This window comes from Aliivibrio sp. EL58 (genome assembly GCF_900312675.1).
Lineage (GTDB): Bacteria > Pseudomonadota > Gammaproteobacteria > Enterobacterales > Vibrionaceae > Aliivibrio.
In genome coordinates, this window is record NZ_OMPC01000009.1 from 1,254,570 (window position 1) to 1,269,756 (window position 15,187).

At 40.8% G+C, this 15,187-nt stretch carries 13 protein-coding genes; 7 read left to right on the forward strand and 6 right to left on the reverse strand.

The annotated features are described in order from the left end of the window. Positions 1 to 379 precede the first annotated feature (379 nt). The 3 genes from ED622_RS16670 to ED622_RS16680 are packed head-to-tail and all read left to right on the forward strand — an operon-like array spanning position 380 to position 2,779. A complete protein-coding gene (locus ED622_RS16670) occupies positions 380 to 820 on the forward strand; it encodes an ATP-dependent zinc protease (protein WP_122035935.1) in 441 nt (146 codons plus the stop codon). Then, on the forward strand, positions 820 to 1,725 hold the full coding sequence (gene rimK / locus ED622_RS16675) for a 30S ribosomal protein S6--L-glutamate ligase (RefSeq protein WP_122035937.1): 906 nt from the start codon (positions 820 to 822) through the stop codon (positions 1,723 to 1,725). Before ED622_RS16670 ends, rimK begins: the two co-directional genes overlap by 1 nt. Beyond that, on the forward strand, positions 1,712 to 2,779 hold the full coding sequence (locus ED622_RS16680) for a succinylglutamate desuccinylase/aspartoacylase family protein (RefSeq protein ID WP_162922542.1): 1,068 nt from the start codon (positions 1,712 to 1,714) through the stop codon (positions 2,777 to 2,779). The genes rimK and ED622_RS16680 overlap by 14 nt, the downstream gene beginning before the upstream one ends. A 70-nt stretch (positions 2,780 to 2,849) precedes the next feature. Here ED622_RS16680 and ED622_RS16685 read toward each other — a convergent pair whose 3' ends face one another. From ED622_RS16685 to purL, 4 genes are all read right to left on the reverse strand, one after another. Continuing rightward, a complete protein-coding gene (locus ED622_RS16685; RefSeq protein WP_122036167.1) occupies positions 2,850 to 3,335 on the reverse strand; it encodes a GreA/GreB family elongation factor in 486 nt (161 codons plus the stop codon). A 97-nt stretch (positions 3,336 to 3,432) separates the two neighbouring features. Beyond that, positions 3,433 to 3,753, reverse strand: a complete 321-nt coding sequence (locus ED622_RS16690) for a DUF3622 domain-containing protein (protein WP_122035939.1) — start codon at positions 3,751 to 3,753, stop codon at positions 3,433 to 3,435. Positions 3,754 to 3,922: 169 nt separating this feature from the next. Continuing rightward, complete coding sequence (locus ED622_RS16695) at positions 3,923 to 4,432, reverse strand: RNA methyltransferase (RefSeq protein WP_122035941.1); 510 nt, start codon at positions 4,430 to 4,432, stop codon at positions 3,923 to 3,925. A gap of 198 nt (positions 4,433 to 4,630) precedes the next feature. Further along, complete coding sequence (purL, locus tag ED622_RS16700) at positions 4,631 to 8,527, reverse strand: phosphoribosylformylglycinamidine synthase (RefSeq protein WP_122035943.1); 3,897 nt, start codon at positions 8,525 to 8,527, stop codon at positions 4,631 to 4,633. Positions 8,528 to 8,889: 362 nt separating this feature from the next. Between purL and mltF the strand changes: the two genes are divergently transcribed. Next, positions 8,890 to 10,374 (forward strand): membrane-bound lytic murein transglycosylase MltF, encoded by a 1,485-nt coding sequence (gene mltF / locus ED622_RS16705; protein WP_122035945.1) that lies wholly within the window; start codon positions 8,890 to 8,892, stop codon positions 10,372 to 10,374. A 163-nt stretch (positions 10,375 to 10,537) separates the two neighbouring features. Continuing rightward, a complete protein-coding gene (locus ED622_RS19980; protein WP_162922543.1) occupies positions 10,538 to 10,696 on the forward strand; it encodes a hypothetical protein in 159 nt (52 codons plus the stop codon). A gap of 94 nt (positions 10,697 to 10,790) precedes the next feature. Here ED622_RS19980 and tadA read toward each other — a convergent pair whose 3' ends face one another. Further along, positions 10,791 to 11,321: a tRNA adenosine(34) deaminase TadA gene (gene tadA / locus ED622_RS16710; protein ID WP_122035947.1), complete on the reverse strand. Its 531-nt coding sequence runs from the start codon at positions 11,319 to 11,321 to the stop codon at positions 10,791 to 10,793. A 2-nt stretch (positions 11,322 to 11,323) separates the two neighbouring features. Further along, complete coding sequence (locus ED622_RS16715) at positions 11,324 to 12,196, reverse strand: LysR substrate-binding domain-containing protein (RefSeq protein ID WP_122035949.1); 873 nt, start codon at positions 12,194 to 12,196, stop codon at positions 11,324 to 11,326. A gap of 189 nt (positions 12,197 to 12,385) precedes the next feature. Here ED622_RS16715 and ED622_RS16720 point away from each other — a divergent pair, with 189 nt between their 5' ends. After that, entirely contained in the window at positions 12,386 to 13,534 is a 1,149-nt protein-coding gene (locus ED622_RS16720) for an S-(hydroxymethyl)glutathione dehydrogenase/class III alcohol dehydrogenase (RefSeq protein WP_122035951.1), read from the forward strand. Positions 13,535 to 13,693: 159 nt separating this feature from the next. Next, positions 13,694 to 14,983 carry a dicarboxylate/amino acid:cation symporter gene (locus ED622_RS16725; protein WP_122035953.1) on the forward strand — a complete coding sequence of 430 codons (1,290 nt, stop codon included), beginning with the start codon at positions 13,694 to 13,696 and terminating at the stop codon, positions 14,981 to 14,983. The last annotated feature ends 204 nt before the right edge of the window (positions 14,984 to 15,187 follow it).

Sequence of the window (15,187 nt, forward strand, 5' to 3'; positions counted from 1 at the left end):
GCTTCCTACTTCGTTAATACGAATAAGTAATATTATATCTATTCATTATTTATCAAAAAAAATGGTATTTAAGTGCTCTTTTTTTAAACAATACGAATAATTTCACATAATCTATTAACAACAAAAGTCCATTAGAAAAAGTAATGACAAAAGCGTCAAAATTATAATCTATTTTTTATTTGACGAAATTAAAAACTACTGATAAATTCGCCGTCATTGAGTCACGGTGTACACATCCTATAACACCTCTCTACTTACTCCACCAAACTCCAGACTACTGAGTTATACACTCAGACAACTAGATGGTAGCCAAATGGGTTAGATATCCACCAAGTATTAACTATACTTAGGGTGGGTTTTTTCTATTTGAGACAAATTAATGACAGATAAAATCATTGTCGGATGGCGCGAATCATTAAGCCTTCCAGAACTTGGTATTAAATTAATTAAGGCAAAAGTTGATACTGGCGCCAAAACTTCTTGCTTGCATGCTTTTAAAGTAGAGCCCTTCACAAAGGATGGTGAAGACTGGGTCCGTTTTTGGATTCATCCAGAAAAACGTAATAACGATTTTGTGCAAATTTGTGAAGCACCAATTGTTGACCGCCGAAAAGTAAAAAGCTCAAGCGGTCAAGAAGAACTACGCTACGTTATTAAAACAATGATCCGAATCTCAGGCCAAGAATGGCCAGTTGAAATTACATTAAGTAACCGAGAAACAATGGTGTTTCGTATGTTACTAGGAAGAACAGCAATGCAAGATCGTATTGTTGTAGATCCATCGTCATCTTACCTTGTTGATTTTGAGGAAACTGTATAATGAAAATCGGTATTTTATCGCGCAACCAATCTCTTTACTCTACTAGCCGCTTAATTGAAGCTGCTGAGAGTCGTGGACACGAAGTAAAAGTAATTGATGCATTACGTTGCTATATGAATATCAATTCAGAAAAACCTCAGATCCACTTTAAAGGTGAAGAGCTTATTGATTACGATGCAATCATTCCTCGTATTGGCGCATCTGTAACGTTCTACGGAACAGCAGTATTACGTCAATTTGAAATGATGGGTGTATACCCTGTAAATGAATCAGTTGCGATCACTCGTTCTCGTGACAAACTACGCTCAATGCAATTGCTTTCTCGCAAAGGTATTGGTATGCCTATTACAGGCTTCGCAAGTAAGCCTGATGACGTTAAAGACCTATTAGACATGGTTGGCGGTGCGCCAGTTGTGATCAAGCTCTTAGAAGGCACTCAAGGAATAGGTGTTGTTCTTGCAGAAACGCGTAAAGCAGCAGAAAGTGTTGTTGAAGCATTCATGGGCTTAAAAGCGAACATCATGGTTCAAGAGTTCATCAAGGAAGCTGGCGGTGCAGATATCCGTTGTTTCGTTATTGGTGGCAAAGTGATCGCAGCAATGAAGCGTCAAGGTGCAGAAGGCGAATTCCGCTCTAACTTACACCGTGGTGGTTCAGCGTCACTGGTAAAATTAACTCCAGAAGAGCGTAAGACAGCAGTAGCTGCAGCAAATATCATGGGGCTAAATGTAGCAGGTGTAGATTTACTTCGTTCTGAGCGTGGTCCACTAGTTATGGAAGTGAACTCATCTCCGGGCTTAGAAGGCATTGAAAAAGCAACAGGCAAAGATGTTGCTGGCCTAATTATTGATTTTATTGAGAAAACTGCAGCGACTAAAAGGACTAAAACTCGTGGCAAAGGCTAAAAAAAATCAAGCGTTTGAAATACTAACGCACTCGGTTGCACCTGGTGAAAGAAAGGTAATTGAGATTGAAGCCGCTAAGCTTTATACACACTCACCTCTATCGATCCCTGTTGAGATCATTAACGGCCAGCATGCTGGCCCAATCCTGATGGTAAATGCTGCCATTCATGGTGATGAACTTAATGGTGTTGAAATTGTTCGACAGTTAATTAACAACGTTGATCCTAAGACATTAAAAGGAACGCTTATTGCAGTACCTATTGTTAATGTCTTTGGTTTCATCCATAAATCACGCTATCTTCCGGATCGCCGTGATTTAAACCGTTGCTTCCCTGGTTCAGAGAAAGGTTCGTTGGCATCTCGCATGGCACATACCTTCTTCACCCAAATAGCACAGCGTTGTGATTATATTGTTGATCTACATACAGGTGCTATTCACAGAACGAATTTACCTCAACTTAGAGCGGATCTAAGCAACCCTGAAACGTTACGAATTGCACACGCTTTCGGCACGCCAGTGATTGTAGATTCACCTCTTCGCGATGGTTCTCTTCGTAGTGAAGCTGAAAAATGTGAGATCCCAGTATTAACGTATGAGGCAGGTGAAGCATTACGCTTTGAGCCTATCGCTATTAATGCGGGTTATGTAGGTGTACAACGTGTGATGCAAGCTATTGGTATGCTAAAAGCAAGCAGAAAACGCTTGCCAGAAGCCATCATTGCTAAATCAACAAGTTGGTTACGCGCAGAAAGCGACGGTATCTTACGTACGGTTGTAACTCTGGGTGAGCAAGTTGAGAAAGGTCAAGTTTTGGCTTATATCAGCGCACCATTAGGCCACAGTGAAATCGAACTTCGAGCTCATAAAGGCGGCATCGTTATTGGTCAACAAACCTTACCTTTAGTTAATGAAGGTGATGCTGTTTTCCATCTTGCTTACTTTACCGAAGACGATGAAATGGTTGGTCAAACGGTTGAAACGTATATCGATGAAATTATCGAAGCGGATACTGACCAATTAACTAACGGTCAAATCACGACATCTACACTTTAGTATTTTTTACTAGCATTACTTATTAATAAGAGAGGTTCGCCTCTCTTATTTTATAATGAACTATCTGTTATTACTGCACATCTATAATTTCATATTGCTGCTTCTTGCCAGCTAAATTCAATTCAAACTCATCACCAAGTTGCTGCCCTATCATGGCTTTCCCAAGTGGAGCTGACGGCGTTATTAGTGAAAATGTCATTGTATTATGAGTGACTTTTACTCCACCCGCTGACGGACCGATAAAAAACATACTCTCGACATCATCTTGATTTACAAGCGTCACTAAAGCGCATTGGTTAATTGTACTATCTTCACTATATTCTAAACGCGGTAATTTACGATACGCTAGAATATCAGCTTCACACTCAGCAACTCGTAGTGCTTGCCCATGAGCTAAATAAGAGGCTTCTAAGCCAAAGGTTTCATACTTACTGCGTGCAATCGCTTCTTTATCTGTCGCTTGATCAATGGCTCGTTGCGTGGCTTCTACTGCCATTTGATGAATTTGACGCAGCTCCTGAATGATGGAGCTTAATAACGCTTCTTTTTCTATCATAAGTGAAATTACTTTATTGGAAATATAAAAAATGGCAGTTACGAATAACTGCCATTTCATGATATCTATTTTTCTATCACATTACTGTGATGACAAATTACTCTTCGTCGTATTCGTCTTCATCGTTTGCTGCATCACGAGCGGCTTCATATTCCGCTTTTTGTGCTGCTGATTTTTCTTTCTTACGCGCGATCATTTCTTCTTTTTCGCTGCGTTGTTCCGCTTTACGATCATTACGAACTGCTTGCGTTTTTGCAAATTCAACAAGCTCTTTCTCTGCCCATTCAACTGCTTCTGCTTCGCTTTCAAAACCAAGCTGACGCTTAGATACAACCGTTCTGCGAGAAGTTACTTGGCGCGTAATTTCAGCAGCCCAAGCGTTACGTTTTTCTACAATACGGTAATCAAATTTTGCCATTTTTTTTTCCTAGAATTCGATAGTTAAGGGATAGATCATTGTTAAAAAATCCATCTATAACTGCAGTACAATATCTGCATTCCCTTTAATGCCCGCTATTAGAACACATCTAGCCAAAAATGCATCAAAAAGATGTCAATCTATAAGCGCTTTAAAGGAGAAGTTGATCTTATTTTTTTACAACTAAATGATTTCGGTTATCTCGACTACTGCGGATCAACTCGTCACCTTTCACAATATCAACGGATTTTGCTAATCGATCATATAGAAGTACATTGACAGTCGCAGCTAAATTCATGCAACCAACGGTTGGAACATAAACGACATGATCAGCTCTATCTGCAACCTGTTGAGTAATTGAACCATCTTCAGGACCAAAAACATAAATTGCTTTGTCTGGATGTTGAAACTCAGGAAGAGATATCGCTCCCTCAGCAAGTTCAACACACACCACTTTCATGTCTGCTGGTAATTCATCCAATAAACACTCAACACTGGTTAGCGGGATCTTGTTGGCTACTTTTTTAGTATCCGTTTGAAACTTTGCCGCACGATCATATCTCTCACCCGTATAACGAACATCATCAACTTGATAACAACCAGCAGCACGCATCACTGCGCCGACATTCGTTGGGCTTTTTGGGTTACTCAAACCAATCGTAACGTGCGTATCTTTCATTGTTTCTTCCAACAGATAAAAATAAAGCGTTATTCTAACAAAAAAACCGCTGAAGCCTAAGCCTCAGCGGTTTTTTTTAAAAAGAGCCGTCTTTACCCAACTCTTTTATTCATTATAGGACATTGCATTCATAAAAATTTTAATATTTATCACAAATTTTTATTCATCCTAATAAATACTTGTCAGGTATGAACCTAATTAACCGATATTCTTACGAGCGTTTTGGAACATACGCATCCAAGCACCATTCTCGCCCCAAGTCTCAGGAGCCCAAGAGTTAGCAACAGTACGGAATACACGCTCTGGGTGAGGCATCATGATCGTTACACGACCGTCCGTTGTTGTTAAACCTGTGATAGCGTTTGGTGAACCATTCGGGTTATTTGGATATTGCTGCGTTTGATTACCGTTGTTATCAACATAACGTAGAGCAACAGTACCTGAGTTTTCAATCGCGTTTAGGTGGTCGTTATCACGAACTTCTACGCGGCCTTCACCGTGAGAAACAGCGATTGGCATACGAGAACCTTCCATCCCATTGAAAAATACAGAATCAGACTTCTGAACTTCAACTAGGCTGAAACGCGCTTCAAAACGCTCTGATTCGTTACGAACGAAACGTGGCCAATACTCTGCACCAGGGATAAGTTCACGTAGGTTAGATAACATCTGACAACCATTACATACACCTAGAGAGAACGTATCTTCACGCTTGAAGAAGTTTTCAAATTGGTCACGCGTAGAGTCGTTAAACAGAACTGATTTAGCCCAACCTTCACCAGCGCCTAGTACATCACCGTAAGAGAAGCCACCACACGCCACAAGACCGTTGTACTCTTCTAGTACCGCTTGACCCGTTAGGATATCACTCATGTGAATGTCAGTTGCTTCGAAGCCTGCGCGGTCAAACGCTGCTGCCATTTCAACGTGAGAGTTAACACCTTGCTCACGTAGAATTGCCATCTTAGGTTTAGCACCTAGGTTGATATAAGGCGCTGCAATATCTTCGTTTACATCAAAGCTTAGGCTAACGTTTAGACCTGGGTCTGAGTTGTCTTTCTTCGCTTCATGTTCTTGGTCTGCACATACAGGATTATCACGTAAACCTTGCATTTTATGCGTAGTTTCTGCCCAGATAGTACGTAATTCAGTACGGTTACGTTCTACTATAACCTGCTCACCAGACTTAATAACCACTTCGTCAGACGCTTCAACAGAACCAATAACGTGTGAACATTCACCTAGCTCATTTGCTGCTAATGTTGACAACACCGAATCTAAATCGTCATTACGAACTTGGATTACCGCACCTAACTCTTCGTTAAATAATGCAGCTAATGTATCTTCGCCTAATGCTTCAATGTTCGCACTCACACCACAGTGACCAGCAAATGCCATTTCTGCAAGCGTTACAAATAAACCGCCATCGCTTTTATCGTGGTAAGCCACTACTTGATCATTTGCGATTAAGGTCTGAATGCCTTCGTAGAAGCCTTTTAGCTGTACTGCGTTGTCTACGTCTGCTGGCTTATCACCAAGTTGTTTGTAAACCTGCGCTAGTGCTGTCGCACCCATACGGTTTTTACCATTGCCTAAATCGATAAGAACTAGGCTTGTATTGCCTTTGTCAGTGCGAAGCTGAGGAGTAATTGTTTTACGCACATCTTCAATTCGAGCAAATGCAGTAATAACAAGAGAAAGAGGAGAAGTAACTTCTTTCTGCTCACCATTCTCTTCCCACTTAGTCTTCATCGACATTGAATCTTTGCCCACTGGAATAGTTAGACCAAGTGCCGGACAAAGCTCTTCACCTACCGCTTTAACGGCTTCGTAAAGACCTGCATCTTCACCAGGGTGACCCGCTGGAGACATCCAGTTTGCAGATAATTTAATATTCTTAATATCGCCAATATTTGTCGCAGCAATGTTGGTAATTGCTTCACCAACCGCTAAACGAGCTGATGCTCCAAAGTCTAGAAGAGCTACGGGTGTACGCTCACCAAGAGACATCGCTTCACCGTGGTAAGTATCATAACTTGCCGCAGTTACCGCACAGTTAGCAACAGGAACCTGCCATGGGCCAACCATTTGATCACGAGCCACAAGACCTGTCACCGAACGGTCACCAATCGTGATTAAGAATGTTTTCTCAGCCACTGTTGGTAAACGAAGAACACGCTCAATAGCATCATTCATTTCAATGCTTGAACGATCAATGGCTGGGTTATTCGCTTTTAGTGTTTTCGCATCACGGTGCATCTTAGGCGTTTTGCCTAGAAGGATGTCCATTGGCATATCAATTGGTGTATTGTCGAAATGTGAATCTTCTAATTTCAGCTCACGCTCTTCCGTTGCTTTACCAACTACCGCATATGGTGCACGTTCACGCTTACAAATCGCTTCAAATGTCGCTAAGTCTTTATCAGCAACGGCCATTACGTAACGCTCTTGAGATTCATTACACCAAATTTCAAGTGGGCTCATGCCCGGCTCATCATTCGGAACATCACGTAAATTAAAGATACCGCCACGCTCACCATCATCAACAAGTTCAGGTAATGCGTTTGAAATACCACCCGCACCCACATCGTGGATAAATGCGATTGGGTTTGCATCACCAAGCTGCCAACAACGGTCGATAACTTCCTGACAACGACGTTCCATTTCTGGGTTTTCACGTTGTACTGAAGCGAAATCTAGATCTTCAGAAGAAGAGCCTGAATCCATTGAAGATGCTGCACCGCCGCCAAGGCCGATGTTCATCGCAGGACCACCAAGTACGATTAAGCTTGCGCCTACTGGGATCTCTTTCTTCTGAACATGATCATCACGAATATTACCTAAACCACCCGCAAGCATGATTGGTTTGTGGTAACCACGTACTTCCTCACCATTATGAGAGTTTACTTTTTCTTCATAAGTACGGAAGTAACCTAATAGGTTTGGACGACCAAATTCATTGTTAAATGCCGCGCCACCTAGAGGGCCTTCAAGCATAATATCAAGCGCAGTAACGATACGACTTGGCTTACCAAAATCCGTTTCCCACGGTTGAACAAAATTAGGAATTTTTAAGTTAGATACAGAGAAACCGACTAAACCTGCTTTTGGTTTACCACCGATACCTGTTGCGCCTTCATCACGGATTTCACCGCCAGAACCTGTTGACGCCCCCGGCCAAGGAGAGATTGCTGTTGGGTGGTTATGCGTTTCTACTTTCATCAAGATGTGTGTTTTCTCTTGATGGTAACCATAGCCACGAGTTTCTGGATCTGGGAAAAAGCGACCGACAGTAGAACCCGTCATTACAGCTGCGTTATCTTTATAAGCAGACAGTACGTTTTCAGGGGTTACTTCGAAGGTGTTTTTGATCATTTTGAATAATGATTTATCTTGCTTAACCCCATCGATAGTCCAATCCGCATTGAAGATCTTGTGACGACAATGCTCTGAGTTCGCTTGTGCAAACATCATTAATTCGATGTCAGTTGGGTTACGACCTAGCTTTTCAGTAAAGCTTTCTAATAGGTAATCTATTTCATCTTCAGCCAGTGCAAGACCAAGGGTAACGTTTGCGTTTTCTAGCGCTTTACGGCCACCAACAAGTAGATCAACTTCTGCGTATGGTGCAGGCTCCGCTACCGTAAATAATGCCGCTGCTGATTCAAAATCAGTAAAGACCACTTCCATCATGCGATCATGAAGAATGGCTTTTAGTTCGACTAATTGAAGTTCAGAAAGTGTTTCGGACGTTTCTACGTAATAAGCTGTGCCGCGCTCTAAACGTGCGATGTTAACTAAACCACAGTTACGAGCAATATCAGTAGATTTTGAAGACCAAGGAGAAATAGTGCCCGGGCGAGGAGTAGAAAGAAGCAATAAACCTTCAGGCTCATGTTCTTCAATCGTTGGACCGTAAGTCAGTAATTTTTCTAACTTAGCAACCTCAGACGCATCAAGGTCTGCCGTTACATCAGCAAAATGGGTAAATTCAGCATAAATACCAGTAACAGGTAAATTTAGCTCGCAACAAAGCTCAAGTAGCTTGTTAACACGAAATTCAGATAGAGCAGGTGAACCACGCAAAATTCTCATGTACTTAGGTCTCTTTGGCAATGAATTAAAGGTAATATTGGAATAGTTTCATGCTGTTATAAATACTTAACTCAATTAAATATTCATAACTCATGTGGCTATGCCGATGTTACCTCTGCTATTGCGAACGCATTATAAAGGATTTTGTTTTGTGAAGTAACACCAAAAGCAACCGTTTGCGTATTTTTTTTAAAAAAAGTGTAAATGTCCTCTTAATTAGATAAATTTGAATGAAAAACAAACAACCATAAAAATAAACTGTCTCAATCTCTAATAATTGTTGTAATTTGTTACCGTGCTTTTGCCTCTTGATATCCCATTTGATATAACTACGCCCTACTTATTTAAAAGAGCATTCTGACTTGAGCCGCATCCCTTATCATCGTCTTCTAAAATCTTGCCTTGTTATTTCTACACTGGTTTTTACCCTCACAGGGTGCCAAGTAGAATCAGAGCCAAAAACAAAACTAGAGCAGGTCAGAGAACGCGGTGTTTTACGAGTCAGTACATTAAATAATCAGCTTTCTTATTATATTGGTTCTAATGGCCCAACAGGATTGGATTACGATCTTGCAAAAGCCTTTGCTGAAAAATTGGAAGTTAAGCTCGAGATCACTCCGGCATATACTTACTCAGGCTTATTCCCTGCCCTCAATCGTAATGAAGTCGATATTATTGCGGCTAATATGACCATTACTCCTGAACGCTTAGCTGAATATAATCCAGGGCCTGTCTATTACTATGTCAGCCAACAAGTCGTTTATAAAAAAGGCAGTTGGCGTCCGCGTAACATTAAGAACTTAACTCAACTTGATGAAAACGTAACTATCGTTAAAGATTCAAGTTTTGAAGGCACGTTAACCAAGTTAAAAGAGAAGCACCCTAAACTTGAGTGGCATACCGAAGCTGATACCGATGTTAGTGAATTATTGAAAAAAGTTGCTAATGGAGAGATTCACTACACGCTGGCTGACTCGGTTGAATTATCACTCACACAACGTATTCACCCTGAGTTAGCGGTGGCTTTTGAGCTAACCGAGGATCAGCCTGTCGCTTGGTTCTTACAAAAAACAGAGGACGATAGTTTACAAGCTTTGGTCATTGAATTTTTTGGTGAGCTAAAAGAAAGTGGCAAACTGGCTCTTTTAGAAGAAAAATATTTTGGTCATGTTGAATCGTTTGATTATGTTGATACACGCGCTTTCATTCGTGCATTAGAGAGCAAACTTCCTAAATGGGAACCTCTATTTAAAAAGTACGCAGGTGACTTTGATTGGCGTTTCTTAGCTGCTTTGTCATACCAAGAATCACATTGGAACCCGTTAGCAAAATCACCAACAGGCGTACGAGGCATGATGATGTTAACGCTTCCAACAGCTCAATCTGTTGGCGTTAAAAATCGCTTGAGCCCAGAGCAAAGTATTCGCGGCGGAGCTGAATATTTACGTCGTATAGTAAAACGAGTACCGGATTCAATAACAGAACATGAAAAGATTTGGTTTGCCCTTGCCTCTTACAATATTGGCTTTGGACACATGATGGATGCGCGTCGATTAACTAAGCGCCTAGGTGGCGATCCAGATTCTTGGACTGATGTAAAAGATAACTTACCGCTATTACGTCAGAAGCGTTATTACAAATATCTTCGTTATGGTTTTGCTCGTGGCGATGAAGCTCAAAATTATGTAGAGAACATTCGCCGTTATTACCAAAGTATTATTGGCTATGAACAAGAACAAGCAAACAAGTTGATCCAAGAAGAAATTACGGTTGAAGATTTAACCGTAATTGATGTTCCACTTTCTTCTGCAGCTGCGACGATTAGTAATGCCACATCTAGCAAATAAGTCTCTATTTGCTGGTAATAAAATTTGTTAAAAAAACTTACTAAATGGCATGTTCATGTTACGGTAACAATTAACACATACTCTGAGTTAACTTGTTCTCAAGATCATGCCAATTAAAGTTAAACGTACTTTAATTTTTATTCGTTAAATTAAGGGGGAGCCCATGCTCTCTAATAGAAGAAAACTTAAACCAAGTACCTCGCTAAAAGGCAGCACTCAACGTCGACGTAAGCTGTTAAATAACCATAAGAAAGTACTTCATCGTCAACGTACTTATGCTATGTCACTGTTTGATGAAGGCGAAGCATTCTCTTGTCGCTAATCTTTAGGCGACAATTTTTTATTCGCACGCAGTAAAAAGGCAAATTGCGATAATTCAATTTGCCTTCTCTACTATATTTTCTTTATCTTCTCGATTAATCCATCATCTGATTTTTCAATTCAGCTTCCCGCTGTAACTTACGTTCTTCTTTTTTCTCTTTACGTCTACGTTTAAAAAAAGCTTGTAGCTGTGCTCTACACTCTTCTTCCATCACTCCAGATTCACACTCCACAAAATGAAATGCGGTTGCAGAAGTAAATAGATTAATCACACTGCCAGATGCACCTGTTTTCATATCTGTCGCACCAAAAATCACATGCTTAATGCGGCTGTGAACAATAGCACCTGCACACATAGGGCATGGTTCTAATGTGACATATAAAGTCGCATCGACTAGCCGATAATTTTCGATGGTTTTACCTGCCTCTTTAATCGCCATCATCTCAGCATGAGCAGTGGCATCATGAGTACCAATTGAACGGTTCCACCCTTCCCCAATGATCTTACCATCTAAAACAATCACAGCTCCGACTGGCACTTCGCCCTCTTTTTCAGCTATCGCGGCAAGTTCCATAGCGCGTTGCATATAGCGGTGTGCGTCTTTAGTTTCTATTTCAACCGTCATAGTTACTCTGCTAATTCTTTTGCTAGGAACTCAACCAATAAACGAATCTTAGTGGAAAGATGTCGATTATTTGGATATACCGCCCAGATCCCTTCTTTTGGCTCACGATAAGGTACTAGTATCTCTACAAGCTCACCTTTATCCATCGACTCTTGAACATAAAAATCAGGCAACTGAACAATGCCTAAACCTTTTAATGCCGCATTCGTTAAAGCGGCCCCGCTATTACAGTGAACAGACCCTTTTACTCTTACGCTTTTTTCTTTTTTATTTTCGATAAAGCGCCAGATAGGTAAGCTACCAACCAAGCAATTGTGTTGCGATAATTCAGATAAGGTATGAGGCTCACCATGTTTCTCAATATAACCAGGAGAGGCACACACTCGAACTTGTCTGCTAGATAGACGCTTTGCCATCATGGTTGAATCGGTTAATCGGCCTAATCGAATCGCTAGATCAAAATCCTGTTCAACCAAGTCTAATGTTTGATTTGATAAAATTAATTCAAGCTCAAGCTGTGGGTACATCAGCATAAAGTCGCTAAGCAGTGGGGCAATTAGCTGCTCACCATAAGTTACTGACGACGTGATCTTTAAACGGCCCTGAGGCGTTGCGTTAAGCTCAGTGATCGCTCTATCTGCTTGCTTTAACCCTTCAACTAAATGGCGACAATGCTGATAATAGGTTTGCCCTGCTTCAGTTACAGATACTTTTCTCGTTGTTCGGATCAATAACTTAATGGATAAACGATCTTCTAATGCAGCTACTTTACGACTAATTTGAGCCACCGATGTATCAAGAGCTCTGGCTGCTCCTGTAAAGCTTTGCGCTTCAGCAACGGCAACAAATTCAGTTACCCCTTCCCAATCAATCACTGGCTGTTCTCCACTAGTATTATTACATATTCGTAAAAATTATTTACTATTCTACCGTATTATCAATTGGTGGGAAATACTTATAATGGCACCCAACAAGACGACGAGCACAAACAAAAAATTGCATTACACTTAAAATAAAACTGTTATTTATGTCGTCGATTAAATTATCCCAATAAGGAAAAACCAATGGCTCTTGATATTAAACCTAATCAAACTCACATCAAATCTAAAGCAATGGTAGCTTGGGCTGCTGGCGAACCTCTAAAAATGGAAGAAGTGGATGTTCAACTTCCTAAAGCTGGTGAAGTTTTAGTTCGCATCGTTGCTACTGGTGTATGTCACACTGACTTATTCACTCTTTCTGGTGATGATCCAGAAGGTATCTTCCCTTCAATCCTAGGCCATGAAGGCGGCGGTATTGTTGAAATGATCGGCGAAGGCGTAACAAGCGTTGAAGTTGGCGACCACGTTATCCCTCTTTAYACTGCTGARTGTGGTGAGTGTAAATTCTGTAAATCTGGCAAAACTAACCTTTGTCAGGCGGTTCGTGAAACTCAAGGTCAAGGCCTTATGCCTGATGGAACAAGTCGTTTYTCTATCAACGGTGAAACTATCTTCCATTACATGGGTTGCTCTACGTTCTCTGAATTCACAGTACTTCCTGAAATCTCTYTAGCGAAAGTTTCTAAAGAAGCACCACTTGAAGAAGTTTGTCTTYTAGGTTGTGGCGTAACGACTGGTATGGGTGCGGTTCTTAACACRGCTAAAGTTGAAAAAGGCGACACGGTTGCTGTATTCGGTCTTGGTGGTATCGGTCTTTCCGCTATCATCGGTGCGAAAATGGCGGGTGCAAGCCGCATCATCGGTGTTGACTTGAACGAAAGCAAATATGAACTGGCTAAAAAATTAGGTGCAACTGATTGCATCAACCCAACAAACTTCGATAAGCCAATTCAAGAAGTAATTGTTGAAATGACTGATGGCGGCGTGGATTACTCTTTTGAGTGTATCGGTAACGTAAACGTAATGCGTGCTGCACTTGAGTGTTGTCACAAAGGTTGGGGTGAATCAATCATCATCGGTGTTGCTGGTGCGGGTCAAGAGATCTCAACTCGTCCTTTCCAACTTGTGACTGGTCGTGTATGGCGTGGCTCTGCATTTGGTGGCGTAAAAGGCCGCACTGAGCTTCCAGGTATCGTTGACCGTTACATGCAGGGTGAATTCGCTCTTGATGATTTCATCACTCACACTATGGGTCTTGCTGATGTAAACGCAGCGTTCGATCTAATGCACGAAGGTAAATCTATCCGTACTGTTCTACATATGGATAAATAAGCTCTAACATTTAAAATTTAACCATCATTAACTAAACGTAAAGCCCGTTAGATTCATTTCAAACGGGCTTTATTTTTTAAAGGTACATATGTTTATTAAAGGAAAAGTCCTTCAATAAACGTATAAAGCCCCCTATCCAAACCACTGGAAACCATGATTATGTTGACTAACCTTCGTCAATCTTTGCCTTTGCAATTGCTACTAGCTGCATTACTTGCATGGCTTTTTACCCTATTTATTTCTCCGACAACTGACGTAACCCAAGCTTCTTGGTATCAATTAGTGATGCTAGGTAAAGTCACTTATATCGGTTTGCTTAAAATGGTCGTTGGTCTGGTCGTTATGTTTTCTTTACTTCAAGGCATAACAAGTATTGGTTCTATCACTCGCCTAAAGCAAGTCGGTCGAAATACCCTACTGTTCTATAGCTTTACTACACTGTTGGCCATTTCTCTTGGTTTAGGTGCCTCATTACTATTACCTGCATGGCAACCTCTGACAGAGTTTGCACCTGTTGGTGACAACGTTCAGCTCATTAGCGAAGAGTCCGCTGGTGGCGCTGCCATTGCAGGTAAACTGCTAAATATGGCTTTTGTAAATCCAGTTGCTGCATTATCTCAGGGGAATTTGCTCGCTATCGTTGTGTTTTCATTCATGTTGGGATTAGCTTTACTCTCCTCATTACCAGAAAAACACCCTATTTTTGATCTACTCAATGGCTTAAATAAAAGTATTAATACGATAGTAGGTTGGATAATTAAATTATCTCCACTCGCAGTATTTGCCATTATTTTTGATTTTAGTATCCGTGGTGGTGAGTCTTTATTTGAACAGTTAGCTCTATTTGCTCTACTGGTTTTTATTCTTACTTTAATTCATGGCGCTATTGTTTTACCAACGATTGCAAAACTAGCAACAGGCATTAAATATACAACCTTATTTAAAGCAATATCCGCTCCTATGGCGATGGCTTTTGCTACCTCTTCTAGCTCTGCAACTTTGCCATTAGCAATGCAAAGTGCCCAAGAAAAACTTGGTGTATCACAAAGTACAAGCAGTATGGTATTACCCCTTGGTGCAGTAATGAATATGGACGGAACCGCATTATTTGAAGGTGTTGCTGCTATATTCTTAGCTCAACTTTTTGGGGTGGATTTAACAACCTCAGGATTAGTCATGATTTTTATTATGGCAATGGTTTCATCTGTTGGTGCTCCAGGAATGCCATCAGGATCTATGTCAGGTATGCAATTAGTTCTTTTGGCTGCAGGGATCCCATTAGAAGCTATCGCGATCCTGTTAATCATTGAACGTCCACTTGATACTTTCCGTACTGCGGTTAACGTTGAGGGGGATATGATTGCCGCTTTAGTCATTGATAAATGGCAGAAGAAACAAAAGCCACTAACTGAAAAGCAATCATTATCTCAAACATCTTACTCCGCATAACCTCTATGAAAGCCCGTTGGATAACCTCTAGCGGGCTGTTTTATGCTTCACACTTTTTATTCGATATTAGCGCATACCTCCCTTTATTATTTACCTTTCTAATCATAAAGACTCCGTGATCAACTAAAAGTCTAAGTATTATTACATTTTCGTAAAAATCATTTTCATTTTAGGGGGATTATCAATTCTTTAGAAACACCTATA

Excerpts from the sequence above, each read along its gene's own strand:
- ED622_RS16670 (WP_122035935.1), top strand. The coding sequence starts at position 380 with ATGACAGATAAAATCATTGTCGGATGGCGCGAATCATTAAGCCTTCCA.
- rimK (WP_122035937.1), top strand. The coding sequence starts at position 820 with ATGAAAATCGGTATTTTATCGCGCAACCAATCTCTTTACTCTACTAGC.
- ED622_RS16685 (WP_122036167.1), bottom strand. The coding sequence starts at position 3,335 with ATGATAGAAAAAGAAGCGTTATTAAGCTCCATCATTCAGGAGCTGCGT.
- ED622_RS16690 (WP_122035939.1), bottom strand. The coding sequence starts at position 3,753 with ATGGCAAAATTTGATTACCGTATTGTAGAAAAACGTAACGCTTGGGCT.
- ED622_RS16695 (WP_122035941.1), bottom strand. The coding sequence starts at position 4,432 with ATGAAAGATACGCACGTTACGATTGGTTTGAGTAACCCAAAAAGCCCA.
- purL (WP_122035943.1), bottom strand. The coding sequence starts at position 8,527 with ATGAGAATTTTGCGTGGTTCACCTGCTCTATCTGAATTTCGTGTTAAC.
- ED622_RS19980 (WP_162922543.1), top strand. The coding sequence starts at position 10,538 with ATGCTCTCTAATAGAAGAAAACTTAAACCAAGTACCTCGCTAAAAGGC.
- tadA (WP_122035947.1), bottom strand. The coding sequence starts at position 11,321 with ATGACGGTTGAAATAGAAACTAAAGACGCACACCGCTATATGCAACGC.
- ED622_RS16725 (WP_122035953.1), top strand. The coding sequence starts at position 13,694 with ATGTTGACTAACCTTCGTCAATCTTTGCCTTTGCAATTGCTACTAGCT.